This window comes from Dehalobacter sp. TBBPA1 (genome assembly GCF_040931655.1).
Taxonomy (GTDB): Bacteria; Bacillota; Desulfitobacteriia; order Desulfitobacteriales; family Syntrophobotulaceae; genus Dehalobacter; species Dehalobacter restrictus.
In genome coordinates this window covers 507,563-520,652 of sequence record NZ_CP162385.1, presented here as the reverse complement: position 1 = coordinate 520,652, position 13,090 = coordinate 507,563, and the positions used below count along the sequence as shown (strand labels likewise).

Annotated in this window: 14 protein-coding genes and 1 tRNA gene; 9 read left to right on the top strand and 6 right to left on the bottom strand. The window is 42.8% G+C overall.

Translation table 11 applies throughout. From position 1 onward, the window contains the following. Positions 1-6 precede the first annotated feature (6 nt). Both AB3489_RS02585 and cdaA read right to left on the bottom strand, forming a co-directional pair. Positions 7-1,254 carry a YbbR-like domain-containing protein gene (locus AB3489_RS02585; RefSeq protein WP_368293846.1) on the bottom strand — a complete coding sequence of 416 codons (1,248 nt, stop codon included), beginning with the start codon at positions 1,252-1,254 and terminating at the stop codon, positions 7-9. Further along, positions 1,241-2,068 carry a diadenylate cyclase CdaA gene (gene cdaA / locus AB3489_RS02580; protein ID WP_015043824.1) on the bottom strand — a complete coding sequence of 276 codons (828 nt, stop codon included), beginning with the start codon at positions 2,066-2,068 and terminating at the stop codon, positions 1,241-1,243. The genes AB3489_RS02585 and cdaA overlap by 14 nt, the downstream gene beginning before the upstream one ends. Before the next feature lie 125 nt (positions 2,069-2,193). On the opposite strand from cdaA, the gene AB3489_RS02575 reads away from it, so the two are divergent. The 3 genes from AB3489_RS02575 (at position 2,194) to AB3489_RS02565 (ending at position 3,187) form a co-directional block, all read left to right on the top strand. Then, positions 2,194-2,508, top strand: a complete 315-nt coding sequence (locus AB3489_RS02575) for a nucleotide pyrophosphohydrolase (protein ID WP_368293845.1) — start codon at positions 2,194-2,196, stop codon at positions 2,506-2,508. Between the two features lie 321 nt (positions 2,509-2,829). Beyond that, on the top strand, positions 2,830-3,024 hold the full coding sequence (locus AB3489_RS02570) for a hypothetical protein (RefSeq protein ID WP_019226797.1): 195 nt from the start codon (positions 2,830-2,832) through the stop codon (positions 3,022-3,024). A gap of 19 nt (positions 3,025-3,043) precedes the next feature. Further along, positions 3,044-3,187: a hypothetical protein gene (locus tag AB3489_RS02565; RefSeq protein ID WP_368293844.1), complete on the top strand. Its 144-nt coding sequence runs from the start codon at positions 3,044-3,046 to the stop codon at positions 3,185-3,187. 128 nt (positions 3,188-3,315) lie between these two features. Here AB3489_RS02565 and AB3489_RS02560 read toward each other — a convergent pair whose 3' ends face one another. Further along, positions 3,316-3,834 carry an HD-GYP domain-containing protein gene (locus tag AB3489_RS02560; protein ID WP_019226795.1) on the bottom strand — a complete coding sequence of 173 codons (519 nt, stop codon included), beginning with the start codon at positions 3,832-3,834 and terminating at the stop codon, positions 3,316-3,318. A 148-nt stretch (positions 3,835-3,982) separates the two neighbouring features. Between AB3489_RS02560 and AB3489_RS02555 the strand changes: the two genes are divergently transcribed. The 3 genes from AB3489_RS02555 (at position 3,983) to AB3489_RS02545 (ending at position 6,968) form a co-directional block, all read left to right on the top strand. After that, a complete protein-coding gene (locus tag AB3489_RS02555; protein WP_368293843.1) occupies positions 3,983-4,909 on the top strand; it encodes an alpha/beta hydrolase in 927 nt (308 codons plus the stop codon). An 80-nt stretch (positions 4,910-4,989) separates the two neighbouring features. After that, the gene (locus tag AB3489_RS02550) at positions 4,990-6,273 is read left to right on the top strand and encodes a hypothetical protein (protein WP_368293842.1); all 1,284 of its coding nucleotides are present in this window, start codon (positions 4,990-4,992) and stop codon (positions 6,271-6,273) included. A 26-nt stretch (positions 6,274-6,299) separates the two neighbouring features. After that, complete coding sequence (locus AB3489_RS02545) at positions 6,300-6,968, top strand: DUF6320 domain-containing protein (RefSeq protein WP_368293841.1); 669 nt, start codon at positions 6,300-6,302, stop codon at positions 6,966-6,968. A 647-nt stretch (positions 6,969-7,615) separates the two neighbouring features. Here the strand turns inward: AB3489_RS02545 and AB3489_RS02540 are convergent. Next, positions 7,616-7,690 (bottom strand) — tRNA-Thr (locus tag AB3489_RS02540). Between the two features lie 208 nt (positions 7,691-7,898). On the opposite strand from AB3489_RS02540, the gene AB3489_RS02535 reads away from it, so the two are divergent. Then, positions 7,899-8,618 carry a PrsW family intramembrane metalloprotease gene (locus AB3489_RS02535; RefSeq protein ID WP_368293839.1) on the top strand — a complete coding sequence of 240 codons (720 nt, stop codon included), beginning with the start codon at positions 7,899-7,901 and terminating at the stop codon, positions 8,616-8,618. 123 nt (positions 8,619-8,741) lie between these two features. On the opposite strand, the gene AB3489_RS02530 is transcribed toward AB3489_RS02535, so the two are convergent. Further along, a complete protein-coding gene (locus AB3489_RS02530) occupies positions 8,742-8,975 on the bottom strand; it encodes a DUF378 domain-containing protein (protein ID WP_015043877.1) in 234 nt (77 codons plus the stop codon). A 184-nt stretch (positions 8,976-9,159) separates the two neighbouring features. Between AB3489_RS02530 and AB3489_RS02525 the strand changes: the two genes are divergently transcribed. Then, positions 9,160-10,575, top strand: coding sequence for an MFS transporter (locus AB3489_RS02525; protein ID WP_368293838.1), 1,416 nt, complete (start codon positions 9,160-9,162; stop codon positions 10,573-10,575). Between the two features lie 475 nt (positions 10,576-11,050). Here the strand turns inward: AB3489_RS02525 and AB3489_RS02520 are convergent, their stop codons facing one another. Continuing rightward, complete coding sequence (locus AB3489_RS02520) at positions 11,051-11,416, bottom strand: acyl-CoA synthetase (protein WP_019226812.1); 366 nt, start codon at positions 11,414-11,416, stop codon at positions 11,051-11,053. A gap of 281 nt (positions 11,417-11,697) precedes the next feature. On the opposite strand from AB3489_RS02520, the gene murC reads away from it, so the two are divergent. Then, positions 11,698-13,053, top strand: a complete 1,356-nt coding sequence (gene murC / locus AB3489_RS02515) for a UDP-N-acetylmuramate--L-alanine ligase (protein ID WP_025205215.1) — start codon at positions 11,698-11,700, stop codon at positions 13,051-13,053. The last annotated feature ends 37 nt before the right edge of the window (positions 13,054-13,090 follow it).

The following is a 13,090-nucleotide window of genomic DNA, read 5'->3' as shown; positions in this document are numbered from 1 at the left end:
CCAACTCTATTCTTTATTATCTCCGGAAGTTGCTGTGCTTGCCTTCAGAACAAGCTGCACTTTGGGTATACTAACCATTGTCACCCCGGATGGGACTTCCCACAGTACCGATACGTCGGAGTATGTCCCTTCCTTCAGGCCTTTAGCATCTATCCAACAGGAAATATCCTCTTGTTTCAGCGCTTTAAGAATATCCGGATATCCGCTGACCGTGACATCGATCTGCTGAATGTTATCAGCAGTCAGTCCGTCGGGAATATTTTTAATCCCGACCGGTATCCCTTTCATGATCTCATTCTCCGCTTTGGCACCGACATAAACCATGACGCTGATTTTTGTTCCCTTACTGAAAGACACTCCTTTGGGCAAAGCAATTGAATTCAGGGAAACATTAATGGTTTTGGTGCTGGTAATTCTGCTGATATCAATAGTCCCAAGATTTAAATATTCGACCGCTTCAAGTTCTTCCTCTTTACCAACGAGCTGAACCTGTGACGGAAGCGGAGTCACGAGCCGTACTTCCATTCCATCCGCAGGTGTCCCTTTAGTTACCACCCGGAGCGGCACAGTTTTACTCGCCGTCCCTTTTGCATATACCGGCATGATTACCTCAACAGTATCGGGAAAAGCCTGCAGTGTGGGGTACGGATTCGCGTCAAAAATCCCCGCATTTTGGTTATCAGTAAAGTAGACCGGCCTAACCACACTTTTGCTCTCTGTGAGATCTGTAAATTCTACATCGACGGTGACGCTTGTAAGGTTGGCCAGGACCGACGCAGGTCCCCGTACATTGACCACGGAAGGAGTGAATAACAGTTCGCCTGCCACATAGCCGGAAGCCGGTTCACCCTTAACGTTGGCCTGAACCTTGACAATCTTGTCTTCAAGCCGATCCAGCTTTAATGTCACTGTTTTCGGACTGATTTCTTCAACTTTTATACCTTCCGGTGCATTAATTTGAACACCATAGGTGGATTCCCCGGCTACAGCGTCTTTGAGGTCGACATAAGCAACCAGGTCTTTGACACTGCTTTCTTGGGAGGAACTGTCAATCCGGATCGTAATCGTCGGAACCGGCGATATGATCCCAATATTGGAGGGCTGGTTGTAAAACACCAGCTGCCGGGTATCAATATTCTTTGAAAAAATTGAGGAATTATTCTGGCTGGTCAGCCATATCCAGAAAACAATCGCCAGGACCAGAGAGATCACTTTATATCCAAGGTTTCGCCGTAAAATATCACGTATTGGCATTGTTGTCACCTCTTCGGAACAGATTGTGCCCGGAAGCTTTTTCGACCAGTATCTCATTCTTTAAAAGATCGCGGAGGCTCTTTTCATCGAGGAAGCGAGTGAGCCTGCTGTTTTTGGCCGTAGAAACGACACCAGTTTCTTCAGATACGATAATAACCAGCGCATCTGATACTTCTGAAAGCCCTAAAGCAGCTCTGTGTCTGGTCCCCAAATCCTTCTGCAGCCCGTTATCCTGGGTCAAAGGCAAAAAACAGCCTGCAGCCGCAACTCTGTCCCCACGGATAATCACCGCGCCGTCATGGAGCGGCGACTTTGGAATAAATAGGTTGACCAGGAACTCTGAAGAGACAACCCCATCAATTTTAACACCGGTCTCAACATATTCCTGAATCCCGGTTGTTTTTTCAAGGACGATCAAAGCGCCAATACGGCTTTGCGATAAAACCTGACTGCACCTGACAATTTCCTCGATCAGCTTCTTATACTCCTCAGGTCCGGTTGTCGCCGGATGCATGGTAATAAACTTACCTCTACCAATCTGTTCCAGGGTCCTTCTTAACTCAGGCTGAAAAACGACAGGCAGCGCAACCACCAGCATGGTCCAGACTTTTTCCACCATCCAGTTCAGCGTTGTAAGTCCAAGCTGCCTTGCAATCAAAGAAATGACCATAAACACAAAAAGACCCTTGATTAATTGGACGGCCCTTGTTCCTTTAATCAGCATAAGTAATTGATAGATAATGATCGCGACAACGACAATATCTACGAAATCTTTCCATTGAACCATTTGTGCAAACGTCTGCAGATATGCCACTGTCTCACTCCTTAAAAATAGATCAATGGATCATGATTCTACATTAATCCCTAAATTCCTTGCCTGACAGAAAAAATTCCCTTAAAATTGAACTTACAATAAACTGCAAGGGAGTATTGTTCGCGATGGATATCAAAGATTGGCAAAAAGAAGTCGATAATTGGATTTCCCAATTTGAAGAGGGTTACTGGCAGCCCTCTTCGATGATGCTCCGGCTGATCGAAGAAGTTGGCGAGCTGGCCAGAGAGGTTAATCATCGTTACGGAGAAAAACCCAAGAAACCGTCCGAGCAGGAGGGTGATCTTGCGCTGGAAATGGCCGACATTCTGTTTATCATCATATGTATGGCCAATTCGCTTCAGATAGACCTTGAAAAATCCTTTGAAGGAATGATGGAAAAATACCGTCTCCGGGATAGCGACCGCTGGACCAGAAAATAGCCGGAATGACTAGCCGGGCGCATTTACAACAAGTACCATTTTATACCTTTTTCTGTAATTAGTAAAATATTTTTTATTCACCCTACCCAGTACTTGGCAAAATCTATTGACCATCAATATTTCATTATGCTAAAGTAGGCTGAGATACATATTTTATTAGACTTGGCGCAAACTTATCTAATACCCCTGGACGCAGGGGTATTTTTCTATCTAAGTTAGAGATTTTATCAATTGTCAAAAAATTTCATTTAAAGACAGCTAATAAAATTTGCTAAATTGGTTAAAGCTAAAGACAGAATTTTAATTTAGGAGGGAATGACGATGCGGGAAGGCTTGATACCCAGCGCATTAGGAACTGCAGTCACAGCAGCCGGTGTTGCCTTAAGGGTCAAAGATATGAAAAAAAACGGTATGAACAAAAGGGAAGTATATCCCCTAATCAGTGCCGGGATCATCGGGTTTGGTCTAGCCCATATGATATTGGGCGGGATTGACTTATATGAACACCGCTTTTAATTTAAGGAGGTCTTAAGCCGTGGACAGTGTCATGCATATGGATTTTGCCCAACTTGATCAGACCCAGCTAAATCAGGTCAAACAAGCTGAATCAACCCTGAATTCTCAATACAAAGCTAACAATGAAGGACTGGTCTTATTGGCTTTTAAAAAAAGCAAGTAAGAACCAGCTGCCCGGCAAAAGATTCGCCCAAAGAAAAAACCAGATAATTCATGCTGTCTGGTATTTCTTTGGGCTTATTTTCTCTTCATTTTAATTATTATTATTTATTTGGATTTTTTGTTCTTCGATTATGATTCGGCTGTCAGATAGGCTATCGCAGCTTCGCAGATCTCCTTGCAATAAATGAGTCCTTTTCCGCGGTTTAACTCCGAAATGATTTCCTGTTTCGACTGGGCTGCCCTGTATGCTCTATCACTTGCCATCGCATCGATAGTATCCGCGACTCTGATAATTTTGGCTTCAAATCGTATTTCCTGCCCCTTTAAACCGCGGGGATACCCCGAGCCATCCATATTTTCATGGTGCTCAAGAATGATTTCAGCAATCGGCCATGGGAAATTGACCCTAGATATTGCCGCCCAACCAATTTCGGGATGCATCCGGATGACCGCAAATTCTGAATCAGTTAATTTTCCGGGTTTCAGGAGAATGTCTGAGGGGATGCTTATTTTCCCAATATCGTGAAGTCGTGAAGCAATACTAATTGGCTTTAATTGTTCCTCCTTGACAATACCTAAATTCCTCGCTATTTGGAGGGCCAGACGCTGTGTCCTTATCTGATGGTTCAAATCCCAGGGATCATTCATTCCAATCCCCCCTTCATCAGTATATGGACAAGCATCAAATAAGGGAACAAATTGCCGCCGGCAAATGTGGAATTATAATCGATAAACTTGCGTTTTTCGATTATAATGGAATCAGGATAGGATAGCACAGCGAAAGAGAGGTCGTTCAATGAAACGCTTCAGAAAAAGGCTTTTAAAAGCACTGTCCTATCCGGATGTAAATATTAAGAGGACCTATAAGATCTACCGGAAAGTCCAGAAGGTTGTACATCCATATTTTAAGCCGCTGTACAATTTATTGGACCATAAGATCATTGTTGCTTCAAGAGAAATCCCGGTGCGCATTTTTCGTCCTGAAAACCAAAAAATCCCCAGAGTTCTAATCTTCTTTCACGGCGGAGGATGGGTTACTGGAGACATTGATTCCTACACCAATGTCTGTGCCAAAATGGCGGATCAGACCAATCATACGGTTATTTCCGTAGATTATCTTTTAGCGCCGGAAAACCCCTTCCCAGCTGGCATTGAGGAATGTTATCATGTTGCCAGGGAGTTATCCTTACGCCATGATCTGCTGCAATGCAGTCCCAAGGATATTACCTTGATTGGGGACAGTGCGGGCGGCAATCTGGCAGCAGCCGTGTCTTTAATGGCCAGAGATAGGGGTGAATTTCTGCCCCCCCGTCAAATACTCATCTATCCCGCAACCTATATTGATCATAGCCCAAGCTCTCCATTTCCGTCTATACGGGAAAATGGTACAGATTATATATTAACTGCCAAACGCATTCAGGATTATATGGATCTATATGTTCAAAGAGAAGAAGACCGCAACAACCCTTACGCAGCACCACTCTTAGCTAAAGATTTATCGAATCAGCCCCAGACACTGATTATCACGGCTGAATTTGACCCACTCCGCGATGAGGGGGAGGCTTATGGAATACGTCTGAGGGAATCCGGCAACGATGTCATGATATATCGAATGAAAGACGCTGTTCATGGTTTCTTCTCGCTGGCATGGAACACGGAGCACCTCATCACATGCTATAAGGTGATTAATTCTTTTTTAGATGGCAGTACATTGTCAACCTAAAAATTTTAATATGATAGCGAGCAGATTCTCAATATTCTAATTTTAGGGTTAACATAGTACGATATCAGAAAGGTGATCGAATGAGACAGCGAAAGAGCGTTGAGTGGACTAGACTGGATAATGCCTCTAAGATCTTTCCGGCAACATGCAGCAATAAAGATACGAAAGTATTCCGGCTGGCCTGTGAACTCTATAACGCTGTAGATCCTGAAATGTTGCAGGAAGCCCTGAATATCACGATGGATTATTTTCCGTTTTATAAATCCGTCTTAAGGAAAGGCGTATTCTGGTATTATTTTCAGACCAGTGACCTACATCCTGTAGTTGAAAGGGAGTCTGATCCGGTCTGTGCGCCGATCTATCTTGATGACAGAAAAAATTTGCTTTTCCGGGTGTCCTATTACCACAATAGAATCAATCTGGAAATTTTTCATGCTTTATCTGACGGTACTGGGGCGCTCTGGTTCATGAGAACCCTGGTCTATCATTATATCCGTCTGCGGCATAAGGAAGCCTTTGCGGACCAAATCCCTGAATTCAAGCCAAACGCCTCGATCAGCGAAAAAATGGATGACAGTTTCGGCAGGTATTTTGAAGGCCGGGATCTGGATATTCTGAAGCTGATGGATAACCCGAACAAAGCAAAAACAGCCCGGACTTATCGCATTCGTGGAACCAGGCTGGATGAAAACAAAGTGAAAGTAATCGAAGGTTCGATGTCTGCCAAGGCAGCTTTGGAATTAGCACATGAATATAATGCTACTTTGACTGTTTTTATTGCCGCCTTGTTTATTTATGCCCTACATAAGGAAAGGCCTGTACGCACGAAGAATGATCCCGTGGTTTTGTCCGTCCCGATTAATTTGCGGAATTTTTTCCAATCGGAAACAACCAGAAATTTTTTCAGCACGATGAATATTGGTTATCCCTTTGGCCAAGAAAGCCCCGATTTTCAAGACGTGATTCGAGGTGTAAGTGAGGACTTCCGAAAAGAGCTTACTGCAGAAAGCTTAAATCAACGCTTAAATCAATTAATGTCAATTGAAAAGAATCTTCTGACCCGGATTATTCCTTTGCCTTTCAAGGATTATTCGCTGCGCCTGGCCAGCAAAATTGCTGACAGGGGGATCACTGCGGCAATAACGAATATTGGTCAAATCTTGCTTCCAGAAGAATTCAAACGCTATATTCGGCAGTTTAGCCTTTGCAGCAGCGCCAGAATGCCTCATATCAGCATATGCTCCTACAATGACAGGCTGGCTGTAAGTTTTAGTTCACCCTTCCGGGAAACTGAAATTCAACGTACTTTTTTTGAGTTCCTTTCGGAAAACGGCATCGACATTGAAATTACATGCAATCTTTAATCGAGTTAACAGAGAGGATCATCTTTATGCAATATTGCAGTCATTGCCAGGTCCGCATACGCGGCAATAAAAGAAATTGTCCCCTATGCGGAAATATTCTGCCGGGACACGATGGTGCCTACGATCAGCAGGAAATCTATCCGGTAGTTCCTCCTTTCTATGAACGGCATCTAGCCTTGCGGATTATGATCTTTACCTCTGTCGTTGCTCTGGTCGTCAGTTTTGTGGTCTATGCGTTATTCCCCTCGAGTATAAACTGGCCTGTTTTTGCTTTATTCGGCCTCATCAGCATGTGGCTGAGTTTAATTATCGTCATCAAGAAAAGGCATCATATTACCAAGAATATCATGTGGCAGGTAACCATTTTATCTTTTCTCAGTGTTATCTGGGACTGGGGAACCGGCTGGCGGGGCTGGTCCCTAGACTTTGTTGTTCCTATTTTGTTTGTCTCCGCCATGTTTGTGCTGTATGTAACGGCGAAAATTATGAAGCTCAGGGCCAGAGATTACATTACTTATTTTCTGTTAGATGGTCTTCTCGGCATCATTCCGGTAATATTCCTCTTGTTTGACTGGATTCATGTGCTATACCCTTCCGTAATCTCTGTTGCCGTCAGCATCATATTCCTCTCTGCGATCCTGATCTTTCAAGGGGAAAATATCAAGGCAGAACTAGCCAAACGCATGCATATTTAACATGGTTTCAACCCAAATATTACCAAAGTATATTATGCCTATCCACATGGACGATTACCACTTTCACAGGAAACTCTGTCTACAAATATATTAGTAAAGGGCTGCAAAATGATAATCAGAAAAAATGGATTTACAAAAGACGATCTATGTCTTATGTTGAGCGAAACTACTACAAAAATCGTACAGAATATTGAAGATCGATGCGGAAAACTAAAGTCATTCGATCTGAACTTCAATTTTGAGAAGTCACAATACCGGCTCACTGATCGGGACATAGGAGCATTCCGAAGCAGGAGCGAAAAGGATGACATTTAGAATAAATTCGGATATTAAAAAAGCATCCAGATTCGTTCTACCTGCTGCTTATTTTAGCAATTAGCAAAATAGGGGCTGCTGAAAACTATCAAAACCTGCATGGACCTTGGTAATCAATGGTATTTTGCGCTAAAATAGTACATGCATAAACTTTATTAAAAAGTCTTGCGTTTTGGTGCAGGTTTTGATGCACAAATAAAAAAGGTCAACTTCAAAGGTCAATTTGTAAAACTGAGTAAACTATTAATAAATTGTAAATTTTTCTGACACACAATACGCATACAAACACAAAAACAACCTCCAAGGAAAAACCCTAGAGGTCTTGTTTCTAGTGGAGCCGATGGTCGGAATCGAACCGACGACCTGCTCATTACGAGTGAGCTGCTCTACCCCTGAGCCACATCGGCATGTTTGGTAACCCATAAGCTTTAACAGTATAACATAAGAAAAATAATTTGTTAAGGGTAAAATAATCAAAAATGTGGGAAAATGAAAAAATTTATAAGGAATGTTTGATGCTCCGGCTGCAAATAATAAAGCTTAACATAATTCAAGCTGCTTGCTGTTGAAGATGTACTTCACAGGAGATAAATTTACAGAAAAGGATGTGATCTTTTGCTATTCGATCTGCGAATATTGGTAATTGCACTTACTCCTGTAATTGCCCTGGGCCTGGCAGTCTATTATACCGACCGTTTCGATAAAGAGCCTTTGCATCTTCTTATAAAAGTGTTTATCCTGGGTGCGCTGGCAGTCATCCCGATCGTGCTGTTTGAAAAATTTCTGACGTCCCTGAACATCTTTGCCGGGGTAGCGGCAGCTTTTTTCAATGCCTTCGTCGTTGCCGGACTGACCGAAGAATTTTTCAAAAGGGCAGTTGTCCTGCGGACAGTCTATCGGAATCCGGCATTTAATGAAAAGCTGGACGGGATTGTCTATGCCGTATTTGCCGCGTTGGGTTTCGCAACAGTCGAGAACATCATGTATGTCCTTGTAAACTTTTCAGCCAACCCGTATGTAGGCCTTTCCAGAGGAATATTCTCAGTGCCGACCCACGTGCTACTTGGTGTGACGATGGGATACTACCTTTCCCTGGCAAAGTTCTCCAATCATCCTTATCTTGAAAGAGCTTACCTCAGAAAATCCTTATATGTTCCTATCCTGCTTCACGGTTTTTTTGACTTTATTCTGATGTCGGAAATTCCAATTCTGCTTACGCTGTTTTTACCGTATATCATTTACCTGTGGACGGTTAATCTTAGGAAACTTAACAGGTATTACAAAGAATCAAGGGAAAAATACCAAAAAATCCCCGCCGGGCAACCTGCTGAATAAAAGACTGTACACCTATGTCCTGTCGCCATTGTAAACGCAGGCTAAAGCTCTACAAGAAAAAGGAACCGAGATATACTCGGTTCCTTTTTCTTGTTGGACTTATTGAGTAATTTTGCCGACTCGTTAAGGATTATGCTGGATCCGTCCTTCTCTCTCATATTCGCGATTCGGTACGAATAAGAGCGTGATGCAGTACAGGCCGCTAAGTCCGACCAGTGCATAGACGATTCTTGGAGGGAGCGGACTGATCCCTCCGAGGAGGGCATTGACAAGATCAAATTGAAAAAAACCAATCATTCCCCAGTTTATGGCCCCGATGATAATAATTGCAAGGGCAATCTTCTGCCAAATATTCATGGGCAACCTCCTTAAAAGTTAATCATTAATAGGATGTCAATAAAATGTAAAATTTATACATCGAAACGTTAATTTACGACTCATAAACAATCATTTATAATAATCTATGACTTGTTCTTTTAGGGTATGTTTTTGTTTTAATAAAAAGAATAAGGGATCAAAAACCAACTAAAAAGGAGTATTTATGAACGTCCATCATGACCACGCCCGAGATGACAGCAAAATGGTTAAGCGCACCCTTTTGTTTATAGCAACCGCAGGTTCTTTTCTGACTCCGTTTATGATTTCATCTATCAACATCGCGCTGCCTGCAATTCAAAAGGAATTTGCAGCAGATGCTGTCGTTTTAAGCTGGATTGCGACATCTTTCCTGTTGTCTTCGGCTGTGTTTCTTCTTCCTATCGGCAAACTCGCCGACATCCTTGGCCGGACCAGGCTTTATAAATGGGGGATAATTTCATTTACTGCATTCACGTTAATCTCAGGTTTTGTCCCAAATATTGAACTATTACTCGTGATGAGAGTCCTGCAGGGAATTAGTGCATCGATGATCGCAACTGCGGGAATGGCGCTGATCACCTCGGCCTTTCCCCCGCAAGAACGCGGCAAAGCCCTGGGCTTTAATGTTTCAGCCATATATGTAGGACTTGCTGTCGGACCTTTTCTAGGCGGATTCTTAACCGAGCATTGGGGTTGGAGAAGCATTTTTTTGGTATTGGTTCCTTTGGGGGTCCTGATCACGGTCTTAATGATCACATATGTCAAGAGCGATTGGGCCGATGCCAAAAATGATAAACTGGATATTCCAGGCAGTCTGATTTTCGCCGTTACCCTGATTGCGCTTATCTATGGTTCGAGCATTTTACCGGATATTCTCGGGATTATCCTGATCCTCTTCAGCATTGTTTGTTTTGTTTTCTTTGTGAAACGCCAGCTCAAGATCTCAAATCCTGTGTTAGAAATCAGGCTTTTTCAGAATAACCGGGTTTTTGCCTTTTCCAACGTAGCAGCATTAATCAATTATGCTGGTTCCTACTCCGTAACTTTTCTTCTGAGTCTATATCTGCAGTACGTCCAGGGCATGTCTTCAGAGCATGCCGGAATCATCCTGATTATCCAGCCTATTATCCAATCCTTAATTTCCCCTATGGCCGGACGCCTATCCGATGAAAAAGAGCCCGCCAGAATTGCTTCTTGGGGCATGGCCGGAACCGCCGCAGGCTTGTTTTTGCTTTCCTTTATCGGCCCGCATACTTCTCTGTTCCTGATCATAGCTGCTTTGATGGTGCTGGGTCTTGGATTTGCCTTATTCTCTTCTCCGAATACCAATGCAGTCATGAGTTCCGTAGATAATCATTATTACGGGGTTGCCTCCGCCTCAGTATCTGTGATGAGGATTCTGGGCCAGATGCTGAGTATGGCTACAGCTACGCTGCTGATTTCCATATTTGTCGGCAAAAACCAGATTACGCCTGAATACTATCCGCAGTTTACACAGAGTATTCACCTTGCTTTTCTGATCTCAGCCTGCCTTTGTGCTGTTGGTATTTTCTTCTCTTTCTACCGCGGCAAAATCCACGTCAATAATAATCAGGCATAAGATTGCTGCTCCTTGTTATCCATGACACTGCGGCATTAGGCCGTACATGGCGATCATGAAGATACCCGGTAGCTTAACTGACCGGGTATCTGTTTCCGCTACAGGGCGGATAGCCTTCGAAAAAGGTTATTTACCTTACGGTATTTCCCTTTTTCCAGTACTATCTTTTGCAGCTTCAGGCAATAATATTCGCAGGTCGATTTTGATTTGTTAATTCTCGATTGTTTTATTTAAAGTTAAAATATTAATTTTCACCAGTTATAAATTAAACCATAATTCCGTGGGAATTATGGTTTAAGATGGATAATATGGTTATATTTTTTATTGATTTTTGTGTATTTTATGATTATTATTATATTGTCTTCGTTTTACTCATTTAGTCTCATTAATTCTACTCTTGATTTTCATTTTTTGACCTTCAATACAAGAAGGTCCTTTTTTAGTTTAAATTTGATTCAATTATAAACATTTTATCTTAATAATCACGAAGAACAGAGCGCAGGATTTTTCCAGATCTGGTCATCGGCAGTTTTTCTCGAATCAATACCCGGATGGGCATTTTAAATGAAAAACTGTTTCTAATATACTGTTCTACCTTCAAGCAGTACTGTTCTCTTTCTTCCTTCGCCGAAAAAGAATCTTCGAGCGCAAGATATACTTTGAGGATCACGCTTTCACCATTCTGGCTGTTAACGATGACACCTGCTTCGAACACTTTGGGATAATTATAAAGAGCAGACTCTACTTGGTAATAACTTACAAATTTATCATTAACGATAAGACCGTCAAGCTCCCGGCCATTTAAGATTTCAAAATCAGGTAGTGCTGCATATCCGGACATTGCGTTTTTCCTCCCTTCTTGTGACAGAACATTGCAGTTATAAACTAAGCTGTAAAATGCGTATAAATCTTATATTTTAGTCGTATTTGTATTATAATATTAAATGCGGCTTTTCCCTACCGATTTGAGGTTAATGGTATTGTTGGAAGGCTGAACAGCTCTAATTCTCATGTTAACTGTTTTCGGGAAGAATATCTTTGATTTACGTATTGACAGATACCTTTTTCAAGATATTTGGGTATAATGTAATAGGAATAGAATACCGGAAGGAAAGATGCACATTGCAATTACATATTCATTTTGTTGGCATAAAAGGAACCGGGATGAGCGCCCTTGCCCAGATTACACCGTTGATAGAAGATGCCGTGATTACCGGATCCGATGTACCGCAAAGATTTTTTACAGACGTTGTATTAGAGAAGGCAGGCATTGAGGTCCTGAACTTTGACCCAGAGAATGTTGTCGGCGCTGATTTGGTTGTCACCTCTGCCGCTTACTGCGACAGTCACCCGGAGATTAGCCGGGCCAAAGAGCTTAACATACCGGTACTGACTTACCCTCAATTTCTGAGCAAACTGATGTCCAAGAAAAAAGGAGTCTGTGTAACCGGGACTCACGGCAAGACTACGACAACTGCCATGGCTGGAAAAATCCTGCTTGATGCAGGTTTGGACCCTACGATTGTCGTAGGCAGCGACGTGCCCTGTATTGGCGGCAACGCCCATGCCGGCCAGGGAGAACTCTTTTTAGCCGAATCCTGCGAATACCGGAGGCACTTCTTAAATTACTCTCCCGAGCACCTGATTATTACCAACATGGAACTGGATCATCCCGATTATTTTAAGGATTTGGATGATGTGGTCTGCGCTTTTTCCGAACTCGCCTGCAAGCTGCCTGCTGAGGGCAATCTGATTATCTGGCATGACGATCCGAATATAGATAGGATTAAGACCAAAGCAACGGTTACAACTTTTGGTTTCTCGGCCGATGCTGATGTCAGCGCTGCAAACGTTGTTTTCGATAATGACGGAAGCTGTTTTGATGTGATGATGAATAAAAAAAATATAGGTAAGCTGCATTTGACTGTTTCAGGAAAACATAACATTCTGGATGCCCTAGCTGCCATAGCCCTGACTTCCAGGCTCGGAATATCGATGGATACCGTGCTTCAGGCGCTGAGCGGCTTTAATGGTACCAAAAGAAGATTCGAACGTCTTGGCACAAAACACGGGGCAGTTATTGTTGACGATTATGCCCATCACCCGACAGAAATCCAAACGACCCTGGATGGAGCAAGGCTTTCCTACCCCGACAGAAGAATCCGGGCAGTATTTCAGCCTCATACCTTCAGCCGGACTGAAAAACTTTTTTATGAGTTTTCTCAGGCCTTTCAGGATGCCGATGAGGTTTTGCTGGCAGAAATTTTTTCCTCGGCGCGCGAAAAAAAAGCCGGGGTAAACCCGATCTCTTCAGCAAAACTTGCCGACTTGATGAAAGAAAAAGGAATTACCACCCGTTATTTTCCAACGCTTGACGAAATCAGTTCTTATCTTGACCAAACCCTTGAAGAAGGCGACCTCGTTATTACGCTCGGAGCGGGCGATATTTACAAAGTAGGGCAAAACTTGGTCTCTTGAGCGCTGTTTCCTGACCGCTGAGTAACTTCGACGATTC

Excerpts from the sequence above, each read along its gene's own strand:
- AB3489_RS02585 (WP_368293846.1), bottom strand. The coding sequence starts at position 1,254 with ATGCCAATACGTGATATTTTACGGCGAAACCTTGGATATAAAGTGATC.
- AB3489_RS02575 (WP_368293845.1), top strand. The coding sequence starts at position 2,194 with ATGGATATCAAAGATTGGCAAAAAGAAGTCGATAATTGGATTTCCCAA.
- AB3489_RS02570 (WP_019226797.1), top strand. The coding sequence starts at position 2,830 with ATGCGGGAAGGCTTGATACCCAGCGCATTAGGAACTGCAGTCACAGCA.
- AB3489_RS02560 (WP_019226795.1), bottom strand. The coding sequence starts at position 3,834 with ATGAATGATCCCTGGGATTTGAACCATCAGATAAGGACACAGCGTCTG.
- AB3489_RS02555 (WP_368293843.1), top strand. The coding sequence starts at position 3,983 with ATGAAACGCTTCAGAAAAAGGCTTTTAAAAGCACTGTCCTATCCGGAT.
- AB3489_RS02550 (WP_368293842.1), top strand. The coding sequence starts at position 4,990 with ATGAGACAGCGAAAGAGCGTTGAGTGGACTAGACTGGATAATGCCTCT.
- AB3489_RS02545 (WP_368293841.1), top strand. The coding sequence starts at position 6,300 with ATGCAATATTGCAGTCATTGCCAGGTCCGCATACGCGGCAATAAAAGA.
- AB3489_RS02530 (WP_015043877.1), bottom strand. The coding sequence starts at position 8,975 with ATGAATATTTGGCAGAAGATTGCCCTTGCAATTATTATCATCGGGGCC.
- AB3489_RS02525 (WP_368293838.1), top strand. The coding sequence starts at position 9,160 with ATGAACGTCCATCATGACCACGCCCGAGATGACAGCAAAATGGTTAAG.
- AB3489_RS02520 (WP_019226812.1), bottom strand. The coding sequence starts at position 11,416 with ATGTCCGGATATGCAGCACTACCTGATTTTGAAATCTTAAATGGCCGG.